This window comes from Mesorhizobium sp. M0601, from assembly GCF_040320845.1.
In the GTDB taxonomy this organism is placed as follows: domain Bacteria; phylum Pseudomonadota; class Alphaproteobacteria; order Rhizobiales; family Rhizobiaceae; genus Mesorhizobium.
This window is the reverse complement of sequence record NZ_JAMYQK010000051.1, coordinates 1-14,513: the sequence shown is the minus strand read 5'-3', so window position 1 is coordinate 14,513 and position 14,513 is coordinate 1. Positions and strand designations below refer to the sequence as shown.

The 14,513-nt window shown below is 63.6% G+C and carries 12 protein-coding genes; all 12 read left to right on the top strand.

Features of this window, described 5'->3' with window-relative positions:
• Positions 1 to 37 precede the first annotated feature (37 nt).
• The 12 genes from NKI41_RS29445 to NKI41_RS29390 all read left to right on the top strand — a co-directional run bounded on the left by NKI41_RS29445 (position 38) and on the right by NKI41_RS29390 (position 14,325).
• Positions 38 to 1,042, top strand: coding sequence for an ABC transporter permease (locus tag NKI41_RS29445; RefSeq protein ID WP_352686248.1), 1,005 nt, complete (start codon positions 38 to 40; stop codon positions 1,040 to 1,042).
• Positions 1,039 to 1,821 carry an ATP-binding cassette domain-containing protein gene (locus NKI41_RS29440; protein ID WP_352474248.1) on the top strand — a complete coding sequence of 261 codons (783 nt, stop codon included), beginning with the start codon at positions 1,039 to 1,041 and terminating at the stop codon, positions 1,819 to 1,821. Before NKI41_RS29445 ends, NKI41_RS29440 begins: the two co-directional genes overlap by 4 nt.
• A gap of 34 nt (positions 1,822 to 1,855) precedes the next feature.
• The gene (locus NKI41_RS29435; protein WP_352686245.1) at positions 1,856 to 3,037 is read left to right on the top strand and encodes an aldose 1-epimerase family protein; all 1,182 of its coding nucleotides are present in this window, start codon (positions 1,856 to 1,858) and stop codon (positions 3,035 to 3,037) included.
• 91 nt (positions 3,038 to 3,128) lie between these two features.
• Entirely contained in the window at positions 3,129 to 4,217 is a 1,089-nt protein-coding gene (locus NKI41_RS29430) for a fatty acid desaturase family protein (protein ID WP_352686242.1), read from the top strand.
• A 44-nt stretch (positions 4,218 to 4,261) separates the two neighbouring features.
• On the top strand, positions 4,262 to 4,576 hold the full coding sequence (locus tag NKI41_RS29425) for a MocE family 2Fe-2S type ferredoxin (protein ID WP_023675786.1): 315 nt from the start codon (positions 4,262 to 4,264) through the stop codon (positions 4,574 to 4,576).
• 37 nt (positions 4,577 to 4,613) lie between these two features.
• Positions 4,614 to 5,414, top strand: a complete 801-nt coding sequence (locus NKI41_RS29420; protein WP_352686239.1) for a 3-methyl-2-oxobutanoate hydroxymethyltransferase — start codon at positions 4,614 to 4,616, stop codon at positions 5,412 to 5,414.
• Positions 5,415 to 5,640: 226 nt separating this feature from the next.
• The gene (locus NKI41_RS29415; RefSeq protein WP_352686236.1) at positions 5,641 to 7,083 is read left to right on the top strand and encodes a DHA2 family efflux MFS transporter permease subunit; all 1,443 of its coding nucleotides are present in this window, start codon (positions 5,641 to 5,643) and stop codon (positions 7,081 to 7,083) included.
• A 280-nt stretch (positions 7,084 to 7,363) separates the two neighbouring features.
• The gene (locus tag NKI41_RS29410; protein ID WP_352452739.1) at positions 7,364 to 8,350 is read left to right on the top strand and encodes an ABC transporter permease; all 987 of its coding nucleotides are present in this window, start codon (positions 7,364 to 7,366) and stop codon (positions 8,348 to 8,350) included.
• Positions 8,351 to 8,407: 57 nt separating this feature from the next.
• The gene (locus NKI41_RS29405) at positions 8,408 to 9,433 is read left to right on the top strand and encodes a sugar ABC transporter substrate-binding protein (RefSeq protein WP_352571250.1); all 1,026 of its coding nucleotides are present in this window, start codon (positions 8,408 to 8,410) and stop codon (positions 9,431 to 9,433) included.
• Between the two features lie 217 nt (positions 9,434 to 9,650).
• A complete protein-coding gene (locus NKI41_RS29400; protein ID WP_352686232.1) occupies positions 9,651 to 11,774 on the top strand; it encodes an ABC transporter permease in 2,124 nt (707 codons plus the stop codon).
• A complete protein-coding gene (locus NKI41_RS29395; RefSeq protein ID WP_352541106.1) occupies positions 11,771 to 12,829 on the top strand; it encodes a hypothetical protein in 1,059 nt (352 codons plus the stop codon). The genes NKI41_RS29400 and NKI41_RS29395 overlap by 4 nt, the downstream gene beginning before the upstream one ends.
• Positions 12,829 to 14,325, top strand: a complete 1,497-nt coding sequence (locus NKI41_RS29390; RefSeq protein WP_352686229.1) for a sugar ABC transporter ATP-binding protein — start codon at positions 12,829 to 12,831, stop codon at positions 14,323 to 14,325. The genes NKI41_RS29395 and NKI41_RS29390 overlap by 1 nt, the downstream gene beginning before the upstream one ends.
• Positions 14,326 to 14,513: the final 188 nt, after the last annotated feature.

The following is a 14,513-nucleotide window of genomic DNA, read 5'->3' as shown; positions in this document are numbered from 1 at the left end:
GCGGCGGGCGTCACCTTGAGATATGGTCGAAACAGTCATGACAATTGCCGCAGAAGAGGAAATGCCGCGTGCCAAACGCAGGTCGAGCCTGATGCGCTCGCCGCAGTTCTCTTCGCTCGTCATCCTGATTGTCCTGCTGGCGGTGTTCGCGATCGCCGACGCCAATTTCCTGTCGCCGCTCAACATCTCCAACATGATGGCGTTCCTGCCCGAGCTCGGCATCATCGCGCTCGGCATGACGCTGCTTCTGACGGCGGGCGAGTTCGACCTTTCGGTCGGTGCCGTGTTCGGGCTGGCGCCGGTCGTCGTCATGCTGCTGGTGCAGAACGGCGGCTTTGATATTGGCGTCGCGCTGCTGGCCGGCCTGCTGCTCTGCATAGCCATCGGCGCGATCAACGGGCTGATCGTCACCAAGATCGGCATTTCGTCCTTCCTGGTGACGCTGTCGATGTTGCTCGTCGTGCGCGGGGCAGCGCTTTACATCACGCAAGGATTTCCGCTGAAATCCTGGGACCGGCCGGGCTTCTTCGTGACGCTGCTGGCCGGCAGCTTCAATATCGGAACGTTCCGTTTCTATACCTCGCTGTGGTGGTTCATCGGCCCGTCGCTACTGGCGATCTATGTGCTGCGCTACGCCAAGCTCGGCAACTGGATCAGCGCTATCGGCTCGAACCGTAACGCTGCCGTGGCGCGTGGTGTGCCGGCCGATGCGGTCAAGATCTGGCTGTTCATCCTGACCTCGGTGCTTGCCGGTCTCGCCGGCATGATCAGCGCCTTCCGCATCTCTGCCGCCTCGCCGGTGGCCGGCACCGGCTACGAGCTCGAAGTGATCGCCATGGTGGTGGTTGGCGGCACCGCGCTGACCGGTGGACGCGGCACCATTTTAGGCACCATCGTCGGCGCGCTGATGCTGCGCAGCATCCGCAACGGCATCGTGCTGATCGGCGTGCCTGGGCTCGCCTACAACATCTTCGTCGGCGTCATCATCCTTGCCATGCTCATCCTGCACGCTTTGCTGCAGAAGAACGCCGCCAGGAGCTGATCATGGAAGTGCTTCGGCTGCAGAATTTGCAAAAATCCTTCGGCAGCGTCCGCGCCCTGAAGAACGCGTCCTTCGCGCTCAACGAGGGCGAAGTGGTGGCCTTGCTCGGTGACAACGGCGCCGGCAAATCGACGCTGATCAAGGCGATCTCGGGCGTGTTTCCGGTCGATCGCGGCGAGATCTATGTGCGCGGCCAGAAGGTCTCCATCCGCTCGACGCGCGACGCGATGGATCTCGGCATCGAGACCATCCACCAGGACACCTCGCTGGCGCCCGACCTCAGCATCGCGCGCAATCTTTTCCTCGGCCGCGAGCCGGTCAATCTCAAATGGCTGGGCGTGTTCGCGCCGCTCGACCTTGCCAAATTGCGCGATGCCGCCTCGGCGCTTTTGAAGCGCGTCGGCATCTCGAAGAAACTCGACGCCGATGCACTGGTCAGCACATTGTCGGGCGGCGAGCGCCAATCGATCGCCATTTCGCGTGCCATGCAATTTGCCGCCAAGGTCATCATCCTCGACGAGCCGACCAACAATCTCGGCGTCGAGGAAACGCACGGCGTGCTGCGCTTCGTCAAGGAAGTGCGTGACGCCGGTCACTCGGTGCTTTTGATCACCCACAACATCCATCACGTCTTCCAGGTCGCCGATCGCATCATCGTCATGCGCCGCGGCGAGATCGTCGCCGAGCAGACGGTCGCCGATACCGATCTGCTGACCGTGGAAAGCATCATCACCGGTGCCGACATGTCGGCCCTGCTCAAGGAGACGAGAGCGAAGTGAAGGACGGGAGCAAAGTGAAAGAACTGGCCGTCACATGGTAGAGCTTTACGGCAAGACGCTGTCGCGCCGGCAGGTCTCGGAACGCTCGGGCATGCTGTCGCAGTTCGCCGGCGTGCGGCTGATGACGCTTGGCGACGGCGTCGAGCGCGGCATCCGCATGCTCGAATTCCGCACCGGCTCCGGCCTGCGCTTCACCGCGCTGGTCGATCGGGCGCTCGATATCGCCGATTGCGACTTCAGGGGCCAGGCGATCGGCTGGCACTCGCCGAGCGGTTTTCGCCATCCCGGCCTGCACGAATATGAAGGCGAGGAGGGATTGGCGTGGGCGCGGTCGTTTTCCGGCCTTCTGCTGACCTGCGGCCTCGACCATATATTGTTCATGAACGAGGTACCCGCCGACACCTACAACTACCCGCCGAAGAAGACGGTACGCCATTCGCTGCACGGCCGTGTCAGCACCATTCCAGCGCGGCTGACCGGCTATGGCGAGACCTGGGACGGCGACCGCTGCGTGTTGTGGGCCGAAGGCATCGTCCAGCAATCGACTGTATTCGGCGAGGATCTGCACCTGCTGCGGCGGATCGAGGCCGATGTCGGCGGCAACGAGATCCGGCTTTCGGACCGTGTCGTCAATCACGGTTTCAACCGTACGCCGCATATGTATTTCTACCACATCAATGTCAGTCATCCGGTGCTCGACGAGGGATCGCGCTACCTGGCGCCGATCCGCGACGTCGTCTGGGCCGGGCATGCCGGCGAGCGCTATGAAGCGCAGAAGGTCGGCTACCGCACGGTGCCGGCGCCGCAACCGGGATTCAAGGAACAGGTCTGGCAGCATGAACTCGGCGCCGACAGCACCGGCGAAGTCCCGGTGGCGGTGGTCAACGACAGGCTCGGCCTTGGCTTCGAGGTGGTCACGCGCAAGGACCAGTTGCCTTGCGCCTATGAATGGCAGAATTTCCAGGCCGGGCAGTACGCGCTGGGCATCGAGCCGTCGACGCATCATGTGCTGGGCAATCTGGCGGCGCGCGAACGCGGCGAGATGATCTGGCTGGAGCATGGCGAGAGCCGCTCCTACGATGCGGCGTTCCGGGTCCTCGACGGCGCCGGCGAGATCGCCGCCGCCGAAAGCCGGATCGCTGCAATCGCCAGGCAGCCGCAGCAGGATTATCCCCAGCCGTCGGGCCGTTTTCCTGTTCTTGGAGGCAGGTCGTGATAATGGCGAACAGGATACGGGACACCAGTTGGGAGGCTGGTTCCGGCCGGAGCGGGGAGGGTTCGCGGCCGATCGGGAATTGGAGGTCACAATGGCTGGCACGGTAAAGCGCGATTACAGCCTGGTCGGCGAAAGCACGCGCAGGGCGATCGAGACGGGACTGGCCTCGGCGGAGTGGTACCACACGGATGTCCCCCGCAAGGCGATCAAGGAGTTGATGCAGCGCTCAGACGGTCCGGCGATCCGCGACACGATCATCTGGATCGTCGCCATCCTCGGCTCCGCCGCCGGCGCCATCTATTTCTGGGGTACCTGGTTGTGCGTGCCGTTCTTCTTCGTCTACGGCGTGCTCTACGGCTCGTCCAGCGACTCGCGCTGGCACGAATGCGGCCATGGCACTGCCTTCCGCACGCGCTGGATGAACGATGTCGTCTACCAGATCGCCAGCTTCATGCTGATGCGCAACCCGGTGACCTGGCGCTGGAGCCATGCCCGTCACCACACCGATACCATCATCGTCGGCCGCGACGCCGAGATCGCCGTGATGCGCCCGCCGGACCTTTTGCGTGCGGCGCTGGCTTTCACCGGCATCCTCGATTTTCGCTATTCGCTTCCGGCACTGGTACGCCAGGCGTTCGGCAAGCTGACGCCCGACGAGAAAAGCTACGTTCCCGAGATGGAACAGCACAAGGCCGTCATCGCGGCGCGCTGGCATATTGCCATCTACATCGCCACGATAGCACTCGCCCTCTACCTGCAGTCGTGGGTGCCGGTGGTGCTTATCGGCGTGCCGCGCCTTTACGGCACCTGGCACATGGTGATGACCGGCCTGCTGCAGCACATCGGTCTGGCCGACAATGTCGTCGATCACCGGCTCAACACCCGTACCGTGTACATGAACCCGATCAGCCGGTTCATCTACTGGAACATGAACTACCACGTCGAGCACCACATGTTTCCGATGGTGCCTTATCACGCGCTGCCCAGGCTGCATGAACTGATCAAGCACGATCTGCCGGAGCCGAACCCGTCGATATGGCATGCCTATCGCGAGGTCTGGCCTGTCCTGCTCAGGCAGCTCAAATACGAGGATTATTTCCTCAAGCGCGAACTGCCGCCAACCGCACGGCCCTATCGTGGCGAATTCCACGAAGTGAACATGTCGGCAGCGGCTGAGTAGGTACTGCGCACCAGCGCAACGCAGAAATTTCAGGAGAGATAGAGATGGCCGATTGGGTCGAAGCGTGCGCCGTGGACGATGTCGAAGAGGAAGATGTCATCCGCTTCGACCATGGCGGCCGCACCTTCGCGATCTACCGTTCGCCGGACGATGAATTCTTCGCCACCGATGGGTTTTGTACGCATGAGAAGGCGCATCTGGCCGATGGGCTTGTGATGGACGACATCATCGAATGCCCCAAGCACAATGGCCGCTTCAATTATAAGACCGGGCAGGCGAAGGGCGCTCCCGTTTGCGTCAATCTCGCGACCTATCCAGTCAAGGTCGAAGCTGGCAAGGTGATGATCCAGATCGCCTGACCGGCCTTCTGTCACGTAGCAAAGGGGACCAAAATCCATGAGCCGGAAAAGACCGACCGTCGCAGATCTGCGTGCCATGAAGGGCAAGCGGCAGCTGACGATGCTGCGCGTGCTGACGATGGACGAGGCCGAGGCCGCCGAACGCGCCGGCGTCGATATCGTCTCGGTGCCGCCGGAGCTGGTACTCAATCCGCAATACCGCGATGCGGCACCCAGCCTGTTCACCATGCCGGGCGAGAATTTCTTCGAAATCGGCACCGCCGATGATTTCGTCCGCTGGGCGTTCCGGCTCTACAAGGCCAGCGCCGATGCGGTCTATTGCAGCGCCGGGTACGCCACCATCAAGCGGATGGCCGACGATGCCATTCCGGTGATCGGCCATGTCGGCCTCATCCCGTCACGCGCCACCTGGACCGGCGGCTTCAAGGCTGTCGGCAAGACCGCCGACACCGCCATGCAGGTGTTCGAAGCGGTGAAGCAACTGGAGGCCGCCGGCGCGATCGGCACCGAGATCGAGGTGGTGCCGGTCGAGGTGGCCAAGGCGATTTCGGAACGCACGTCGCTGATCATGCTGTCGATGGGAGCGGGCACCGGCTGTGACGCGCAGTATCTGTTCGCCGACGACATCCTCGGCCAGAACCGTGGCCACATGCCGCGCCATTCCAAGGTCTATCGCAATTTCGCCGCCGAATACGATCGCCTGCAGGCCGAACGTATCGCCGCCTTTTCCGAATATGTCGCCGATGTGAACAGCCTGGCCTATCCCGAAGACAGGCACGTCGTGCACATGGACCCGGACCAGCTCAGCCTGTTCCTGGAGAAGATCGAAGCCGCATGAGACACGCCGGCCGCGGCACGAAGCATCATCGCGGATCGTGAAAGGCCGGTTCGGCGCCAGGGCCGGGTCATCGCATGGCCGGCTGCGATGCCACACGAAAGTTTGTTGGACCAGGTCTGGACGGCACCGGCCAGATGCTGTTGAAGCCGGTGCGTCATCGGTTTGCCGGACAATTGTGCGGTTGCCGATGGAGCGGGTGAAAATTCCCCTTCGGACAGTTCTGTGCATGACCGCCATTCCCGAAAACAAAGCCTTGCCCGAAACCGCGCCGGCGGCGCGGCAAGCCCGGCGGGTGGCGCTGATCGTCGCCGTCGCCTTCTTCATGCAGCTTCTGGATTCGACCATCATCTCGACGTCGCTGCCGCAGATGGGAGAATCCTTCGGCGTGCCGGCGGTGGCGATGAGCATCGGCATCACCGTCTATATGCTGACCATGGCGGTGTTCGTGCCGCTGTCCGGCTGGGTTGCCGACCGTTTTGGCGCGCGCAACATCTTCCTCGTGGCGATCGCCCTGTTCACATTGGCCTCGCTCGTTTGCGGCATCTCACAGAACCTGGCCGAGTTCGTCGCCGCGCGCGCGGTTCAGGGCCTGGGCAGCGCGCTGATGACGCCGGTCGGCCGCATCCTGGTATTGCGCAACGCGCCGAAATCCGAGCTTCTCAACGCCACGGCGCTGATCACCTGGCCGGCGCTGTTTGCGCCGGTGGTCGGGCCGGTGCTTGGCGGCTTCATCACCACTTATCTCTCCTGGCACTGGAATTTCTTCATCAACATCCCGCTTGGCGTTGCCGGTTTGGCACTGGTCGCCCGCTTCATTCCCGGCGACCGCGAAGCCGGAGCCAAGCCGCTCGACTGGCCGGGCTTCCTGCTGACCTCGGTGGGGCTCGCCGCGATGCTCTATGGCCTCGAGCGCATCGCGCATCCGGAAGAGGGTGTGTTGCCGACCGTGGCACTGCTCGGCACGGGCATTTTGGTCGGCTGGCTGGCGGTGCGGCATCTGCAACGCGCCAACCATCCGCTGCTCGATCTCACAGCTTTCAAGGTGCAGACCTTCGCCATCTCGACGCTGTCGGCCGGCACGATCTTCCGCATCGCCATCAACGCCACGCCGTTCCTGCTGCCGCTTTTGTTCCAGGTCGGCTTCGGCCTGAGCCCGGTCGATGCGGGCATGATGATCCTGGCCTATTTCCTCGGCAATCTCGGCATGAAGGCGGTGACGACGCCGATGCTGAGGCGCTTCGGCTTCCGTTCGGTGCTGATCGTCAACGGGGTGATCGCCTCTTTATCGATCATGGCCTGCGCGGCGCTTTCGCCGCAGACGCCGCAAGCGTTGGTGGTGGTGCTGATGCTGATCGCCGGCCTTTCGCGCTCGATGCAGTTCGCCGCGCTCAACACACTGGCCTTCGCCGATGTGGCCTCACCGCAGCGCAGCTCGGCGGCGACGTTGTCCAGCATGCTGCAGCAGATGGCGATGCTGTTCGGCGTAGCGGTCGCCGCGGCACTGCTCAACCTGTCGCAGATCGCCAGGGGCGCTGCGGCGGTCGATCTCGTCGACTTCCGACTTGCCTTCGTGGCGATCGGCGCAATCGGGCTCGTCGCCTCGTGTCGCTTCCTGGCGTTGCCGAAGGCTGCCGGCGCCGAGGTCTCGGGCCATGTTTTGCGGATTTGACGCAGGAATCCAGCGGCAATCGCGGACATAAATTATGCCTGCTTCGCTCGTTCCGGAGCAAACCTTTGCCGGCGCTTCGATCGGCGCGATCAATTGCAAAACAGCTTGAGTTCCCGGCATTGCGCCAGCCTCGCCAATCGGTGCATCCAAGCGCGGAATTTCCTCGCAAGCCGGCCTGCAATGCGCGGATTCATTTGACGAATTGGTCTTGAGCCGATTAGCTTTCGTTCCGATGGCCGCAGAGGGAGCAGGGCGTAGCCATCGCGGGTGAAAGCGGGCAATGAACGCGACCGGCTGGCTAAACTGGAGAAGCCTTAACCAGGAGGGCATTGTCTTTGCCATCGCGGTTGTGCTGTTCATTGCCGCCGCCATCGGACTGCCCGGGTTTATCAATTCGAACAATCTCGTTGCCATCGTGCGCTCGGTCTCGGTGCTGGGCATATTGGCGCTCGGCATGGCGGTCGTCATCATCGGCAGGGGCATCGACCTGTCGGCGGTGGCGATCATGGCGATGTCGGTCGCGTGGTATCTGCAACTGCTGAATTCGGGGATGCCCGACGGGCTGGCCTTCGCCTATGTGCTCGCCGGTGTTCTCGCCATCGGGCTGTTGAACGGAATCCTGGTCGCCTACGCCGAGGTCCCGGCGATCTTCGTGACGCTGGCGACCGCGTCCTTCGTCTTCGGCTATGTGCGTTCACAATTGATCACGCAGGACGCCGTGCCGGTGCCGCCCGGCCATTGGGTCGAGCTTCTGGGCGGGCTGCGTTTCCTCGACATCCCGGTCGAGGTGTTTGTCTTCGCCGGGCTGGCTTTCGCCTTCTTCCTGTTCCTGCGCTACACCAAATGGGGCCGCTACGTCTATTTCGCCGGCGACAACCCGGTCGCGGCGCGCAATATCGGCATTCCAGTGCGCCCGATGCTGGTGCTGCGCTACGTGCTGTCGGCCCTGGTCTCGCTGGTTGCCGGCCTGCTCACTGCGGCCAGCCTGCATTCGATCAACACCCGCATCGTCAATTCCACGCTGCTCTACGACATCGTGCTGGTTGCGGTGATCGGCGGCATCGGTCTGTCTGGCGGGCGGGGCGGGGTGCGCAACGTGCTGGTGGGTGCCGCGCTGATCGGCATCCTGCTCAACGCCATGACCATCATCGACATTCCGCTGCTCTATCAGAACCTGATCAAGGCCGCGATCCTGCTGGCGGCGATCATCGTCGACGGGTTCATCAATCCGCGCGACGAGCAGACCGCGCAGCAGGGCGACATTTAGACTGACGCGAACGGTTGGGGCCGGCCGCGAACGACATACCAAACCAGAGGATGTGACATGAAAATCATCAGGACATTTATGGCTGCCGCGGCAGCGCTTGCCGTCTCCGCCTTCGTGGCGCCGGGCTTCGCTGCAGAAGATCCGGGTCCGGCCGCCTATTCGCAAGCGCTCAAGGGCAAGCGTGTGATGCTGGTGCCGATGGCGATGGGCTTCGACCTGGCACAGGGCTGGGCGCATTACCTGAAGACGGAGGTCGAGGCCTGGGGCGGCGTGTTCGAGACGCGTGATCCGAACTGGGTGGTCGATGCCGGCGCGCAGGCGATAACCGACGCAATCTCGTCGGACGCGAGGCCGGACGTGCTGATCATCCACTCGCCGGACCTCAACTCCTATGCCAAGCTGATGAAGAAGGCGCAGGCGGCCGGCACCTATGTGCTTTTGGTTGACAATCCGGCGAACTTCCCGGCCGATGCCTTTGTCGGCAGCGACTGGGATCGGCTCGGCCAGCTGGAAGCCGAAGCGGCGATCAAGGGTTGTGGGCCGAACTCCTCCAAGAAGATCGGGCTGGTGCAGGGCGACCAGGCCAACTCATCGAGCCTCTACCAGTATGCCGGCATCATGAAGGTGCTGGACAAGAACCCCGACTTCAAGGTCGTGGCCAAGCCGGACTCCAACTGGGATGCGACGACCTCGCGCAACGTGACGACGACAATGCTGCAGCAGAACCCCGACATCTGCGCCATCATCGATTTCTGGGATGGTGACGCGACCGGCGCATCGGCTGCGATCCGCGATGCCAAGCTCGAGGGCAAGGTGTTCCTGGTCACCACCGGTGGCGGCGAGAAAACCGCCGACTGCGACAAGCTGCAGGACGGCACCTATGGCGCGGTGGTGATGACCGACCTTGCCCGCCAGTCGGGTGACATGAACGCCGTCATAAAATTCCTGTTGCAGAGCGGCCAGCCGGCCGGCACCTCGCACACCTATATCTACACGCTGGAGAAGGCGACGACCAAGGCCGACCTCAAGCCGGACAGCTGCTGGGACTTGAAAGCACTGCAAGCCCAAGCTGCGGCCAAGTAGGCCGGCTTTCCTGAGCTTGGCGCTGCCCCTCATCCGCCTGCCGGCACCTTCTCCCCGTATAGTGACGGGGAGAAGGGATACGCTCCAACGCTGGCGACCCCCTCTCCCCGTCTCTATACGGGGAGAGGGTAAGGGTGAGGGGCAGCGCAAACCTGAGGCGATTGTTCTGCGGATAGCCCGGCCCCTTTTTCCCTTTTCTCTCGAATAGCAGCAACCGATGTCCTTTCGCGAACGCCTCCAGTCCTGGCGCTACAATCTCGTGCCCGACCATCTCGTCGGCGAGATATTGAGCAAACGCTGGACCGACAACGCCATTCCCTTCCTGGCGCTGGTGGCGACGCTCGGCGTGTTCGGTTCGATCATTCCCGGCTTCTTCAAGCCGATGTCGCTACAGGAATCGACCCGCCAGCTCGGCGAGTTCTCGCTGGTCGTCACCGGCATGACGGTGGTCATGCTTGGCGGCGGCATCGACCTTTCGGTCGGCTCGATCTTCGCGCTGTCCTGCTTTTCCGCCGTCTTCGTCTTCTTCATCCTCGAACAATCGGTGTGGCTGGCGCTGGCCGCCTCGATCGCCACCGGCCTGCTGTTCGGCGCGATCAACGGTTACCTGATCGGCTATTTCAGGCTGCGCGCTTTCCTGACGACACTGGTCACCTTTATCTTCGGGCGGGCGCTGTTCGACATACTGGTCACCACCTATGCCGCCGACGTCCAGCTTTCCGATGCCACATCGGATGTGCTGGACTTCATCGGCGACGATACCTTCTGGGGCCTGTCGGTTGCGGTGTGGGCGGCGATTATCCTAGCCATCATTACCCACGTCGCGCTGACGCGCTCGCGGCCCGGCTGGCATGTGCAGGCGGTAGGCGGGTCGCGGCGCTCGGCCCACAATGCCGGCATCCGCGTGCGCCGCACCGTGTTCATGACTTATGTGTTCTCCGGCTTCTGCGCCTCGCTCGGCGGCTTCCTCATCGCTTGCCGGCTGAGCGGGGCAGGGCCGGGCACAGGCCTCAACCTCGAGGTCATGGCGCTGACAGCGGCGGTCGTCGGCGGCGTCAGCCTGGGCGGCGGCCGCGGTTCGGTGATCAAGGGGCTGATGGGCGCGATCATCGTGCTGACCATGACCAACGGGCTGATCCGGCTGGGCTATGGCACCGGCACCAACCAGATGGTGCTGGGCATCATGCTGGCCGTCGCCGTCACCATCGACATTCGCTGGCTGAAGAACCGCCACAAGGTTCTGGACGAGGTCTATGTCGCACCGGTCTATCTGAAAATGGGCGCAACGCAGTCGGCCGCACCGGGCTCCGGCACGCCTTACGAGCTCGACAACCGGCTGTCTGGGGCTGACCATATCGGGCTCGGCGAGCTGGAAGGGCCGGAAGACGTCATCCTCGACCGCGACGACAATCTCTATTGCGGCACCAGGCATGGCGAGATCGTCCGCTTCTTCGCGCCGGACTACAAACGTTCGGAGGTCTTTGCGCATATTGGCGGCTTTCCGCTCGGCCTGGCCTTCGACAAGACAGGCAATCTGATCAGCTGCGTCGGCGCGATGGGCCTCTATTCGGTCTCACCGGAGCGGGAGGTGAAGCGGCTTTCGGCGGAAACGTCGCGCTCCTGGACCTCGATCGTCGACGATGCGCGGCTGCGCGACCCAAATGATTGCGACATCGCGCCGGACGGCCGCATCTACTTCACCGATTCCACCAAGCGCTATGACGCGCACGACTGGGCGCTGGACTCGATCGAGAACCGCGCCACCGGGCGGCTGCTCGTCTATGATCCGACGGACGGTTCGACCAAGACATTGCTCGACGGCTACCGTTACACCAACGGCGTGTGCATGGCGCATGACGGCAAGTCGCTGTTCTTCGCCGAAAGCTGGGCCTGCCGCGTGCACCGCTACTGGCTGGAAGGGCCGAAGGCGGGCGTTGCCGAATGCGTCATCCGCGACATGCCTGGCTACCCCGACAACATCAACCGAGCGTCAGACGGCAATTACTGGATGGCCTGGCTCGGCATGCGCACGCCGAGCTTCGACCTGTCGCTGCGCCATCCCGACATGCGCAAGCGCATGACGCGCCGGCTGCCGCAGGACGAATGGCTGTTCCCCAACATCAACACCGGTGGCGTGGTGAAATTCAACGAGAAGGGCGGCATCGTCGAGGCGATGGGCGACCTGTCGGGCGCCGCGCATCCGATGGTGACTTCGATGCGCGAGCACAAGGGTTTTCTGTTCGTCGGCGGCATCCTCAACAACCGCATCGGCCGCTATCGGATTGCCGACGCCGACCCGAACTGGACGAGCCCCGCTTCCTACTGGGGTGCCAAGCCATGATGCTGGACCCGATCCTCGACATCTTCCGCGGCAAGGCAGTGACCATCCCGCCGCTCGACGGTGCCTTCAGGCCGAACACGCTGCTGGACGATGTTGCGGCCTTCGCCGAACTGCCCGAGCCCGACAATCTGCTGGTCGCCGACGGCCGGCTGCTGGCGTCCAGCGGCAATGCCCTCTACGCGCTCGCCGCCGGTGGCGCGCCTGTTCTGGTCGAGACATTTCCGGCCGCCGTCACCGCGCTCGCGCGCTCGCCCGCCGGCGAACTGACGGTCGGGCTCGAAAGCGGCAGGCTGCTGATTGCAGGCAAGGAGGCCGCCCTGCCGGCCGAGATCCGCTGCATCACAGCACTCGCCTACGCGGAAGACGGCACGCTTTGGCTGGCCAATGGCTCGGCCGAACACGCGCCGTCGGAATGGGCCGCCGATCTGATGAAGAAGGGTGCGTCGGGTTCGCTGTGGAAGCGCGATCCGGCAGGCAGCGAATTCCGCAAGCTCGCCGGTGACATCGCCTTTCCCTACGGGCTGCATCCAACCGGCAAGGACGTGCTGGTCGGCGAGAGCTGGCGGCACCAACTCGTCCGCTTCGACGGCGCGACAGGCAGCCGCTCGACGGTGCTGGCGCATCTGCCCGGCTATCCCGCGCGGCTGTCGCCCGCCGCCGATGGCGGTGCCTGGCTGGCGCTGTTTGCGCCCCGCAACCGTCTGATCGAATTCGTGCTGCAGGAAACGCACTATCGGAACGACATGCTGGCGCAAGTGTCGCCGCAACACTGGATCGCGCCGGCGCTCGCCTCCAACCGCAGCTTCCTCGAGCCGCTGCAATGCGGCGGCATCCGCACCATGGGCATCCACAAGCCGTGGTCGCCGAGCCGCTCTTACGGGCTGGTGGTCAGGCTCGATCGGGAGATGCGGCCGCAATTCAGCCTGCACAGCCGCGCCAACGGCACGCGCCACGGCATCTGCAGCGTGGCGGAGACAGACGGTCGCCTGTTCATTGCCTCGAAAGGCGGCGATTGCCTGCTGGCCATCGATCTGACTTCAGGAGGGCATCGCTGATGGAACCGATCGTCCGACTGGAGAACGTGACCAAGACCTATCGCGGCGTGCCCGCGGTGAAGAATGTCAGCTTCGAACTGCGCAAGGGCGAGATCCACGCGCTGCTCGGCGAGAATGGCGCGGGAAAATCGACGCTGACCAAGATCATCGCCGGCGTCGTCGACGCGACATCGGGAACGATGTTCCACAAGGGGCAGGAGATCGCCTACGCCTCGCCGCATGCGGCACTTGAAGCCGGCATCGCCATGGTGTTCCAAGAAACCAGCCTGGTGCCGTCGATGACCGTGGCGCAGAACCTCTATCTCGGCACGGAGCGCTTTCTCAACCGGCTGCGCGGCACCTACATCTCGGCGCAGCAGTTCCTGCAGTCGCTGAATTTTCCCGTCGACCCCAATGCCATGGTGGCGACGCTGGGCGCCGCCAAGCGGCAGATGGTCGAGATCGCGCGCGCCGTCCACCACAATGCCGAGATCATCATCTTCGACGAGCCGACGGCGACGCTGACGCCAGAGGAAAAGCGGCACTTCTTCGCGCTGATCCGCCGGCTTAAGGCAAGGGGCGTGTCGATCGTCTTCATCAGCCATGCGCTCGAGGAGGCGCTTGATATCGCCGACCGCATCACCATCCTGCGCGACGGCGAGCTGGTGATCACCGACGATACCGCCGCCTTCGATCGCGACAGGATCGTCGCGGCGATGGTCGGGCGCACGCTGTCGGGGCAGCTCTACAGCCAGCGCGACGAGACCAGGCTGCGCAAGGCCGGCAAGAAGGTGCTGTCGGTACAGGACATCTCGATGAGCAATGTCGTGCGCAACAATTCCTTCTCGATCTTCGAGGGCCAGATTACAGGGGTGTTCGGGCTGATCGGCTCGGGCCGCACCGAGACATTCAAGATCGTCTCCGGCATCTACAAGCGCGATTTCCTGCGCGGCGGCACCATCGAGCTGGACGACCGGCCGGTCCGCTATCTCGTGCCGACCGAGGCGGTGGCGGACGGCATCGTCTATGTCACCGAAGATCGCAAGAGCGAGGGGATTTTCGAGACGATGGACGTCGCCGAGAACCTGTTCGGCGGCTTTTTGGCGGCGGGGCGGGCAAAGAGCTGGGTAATCAACGCGCAGGAGATGCGGGCGCTGTCTGCCGAATGGACCAGGACGCTGAACGTCAAGGCGATCAACGATAATGCGCGCGTGATCGAGCTTTCCGGCGGCAACCAGCAGAAGGTGGTGATCGGCAAGGGGCTGGTGCAAAAGCCGCGCATCGTCATCTTCGACGAGCCGACGCGCGGCGTCGATGTCGGCGCCATCGCCGAGATCCACCAGATCATCAACCGGCTGGCCGACGAGGGCCTGGCCGTCGTCGTCATCTCGTCCTACCTGCCGGAGATCATGAACCTGTCCGACCGCATCCTGGTCTGCCGGCAAGGCCGCATCGTCGAGGAGTTCTCGCCTGCCGAGGCGACGGAGGAGAAGATCATGTACGCTGCGGTGCATTAGGTTCCCGGGCGCGGAAGGTTGACATTTGGACGGTTTTTGCGCCGGCGGATCGTACACTTTGGAGATTGGCCGAGGCGCCCGTCGTTTCGTCATCCTGGGGCGAAGCAAGGAGCGAAGCGACGCGGCGCAGATCCCAGGATCCATGCCGCTACATCAGAGCGCTGCAGCGGTGCAGCATCCTGCTCCGC

Coding starts and splice junctions, on each gene's coding strand:
- NKI41_RS29425 (WP_023675786.1), top strand. CDS start 4,262: ATGGCCGATTGGGTCGAAGCGTGCGCCGTGGACGATGTCGAAGAGGAA.
- NKI41_RS29405 (WP_352571250.1), top strand. CDS start 8,408: ATGAAAATCATCAGGACATTTATGGCTGCCGCGGCAGCGCTTGCCGTC.
- NKI41_RS29400 (WP_352686232.1), top strand. CDS start 9,651: ATGTCCTTTCGCGAACGCCTCCAGTCCTGGCGCTACAATCTCGTGCCC.
- NKI41_RS29445 (WP_352686248.1), top strand. CDS start 38: ATGACAATTGCCGCAGAAGAGGAAATGCCGCGTGCCAAACGCAGGTCG.
- NKI41_RS29390 (WP_352686229.1), top strand. CDS start 12,829: ATGGAACCGATCGTCCGACTGGAGAACGTGACCAAGACCTATCGCGGC.
- NKI41_RS29430 (WP_352686242.1), top strand. CDS start 3,129: ATGGCTGGCACGGTAAAGCGCGATTACAGCCTGGTCGGCGAAAGCACG.
- NKI41_RS29420 (WP_352686239.1), top strand. CDS start 4,614: ATGAGCCGGAAAAGACCGACCGTCGCAGATCTGCGTGCCATGAAGGGC.
- NKI41_RS29415 (WP_352686236.1), top strand. CDS start 5,641: ATGACCGCCATTCCCGAAAACAAAGCCTTGCCCGAAACCGCGCCGGCG.
- NKI41_RS29410 (WP_352452739.1), top strand. CDS start 7,364: ATGAACGCGACCGGCTGGCTAAACTGGAGAAGCCTTAACCAGGAGGGC.
- NKI41_RS29395 (WP_352541106.1), top strand. CDS start 11,771: ATGATGCTGGACCCGATCCTCGACATCTTCCGCGGCAAGGCAGTGACC.
- NKI41_RS29435 (WP_352686245.1), top strand. CDS start 1,856: ATGGTAGAGCTTTACGGCAAGACGCTGTCGCGCCGGCAGGTCTCGGAA.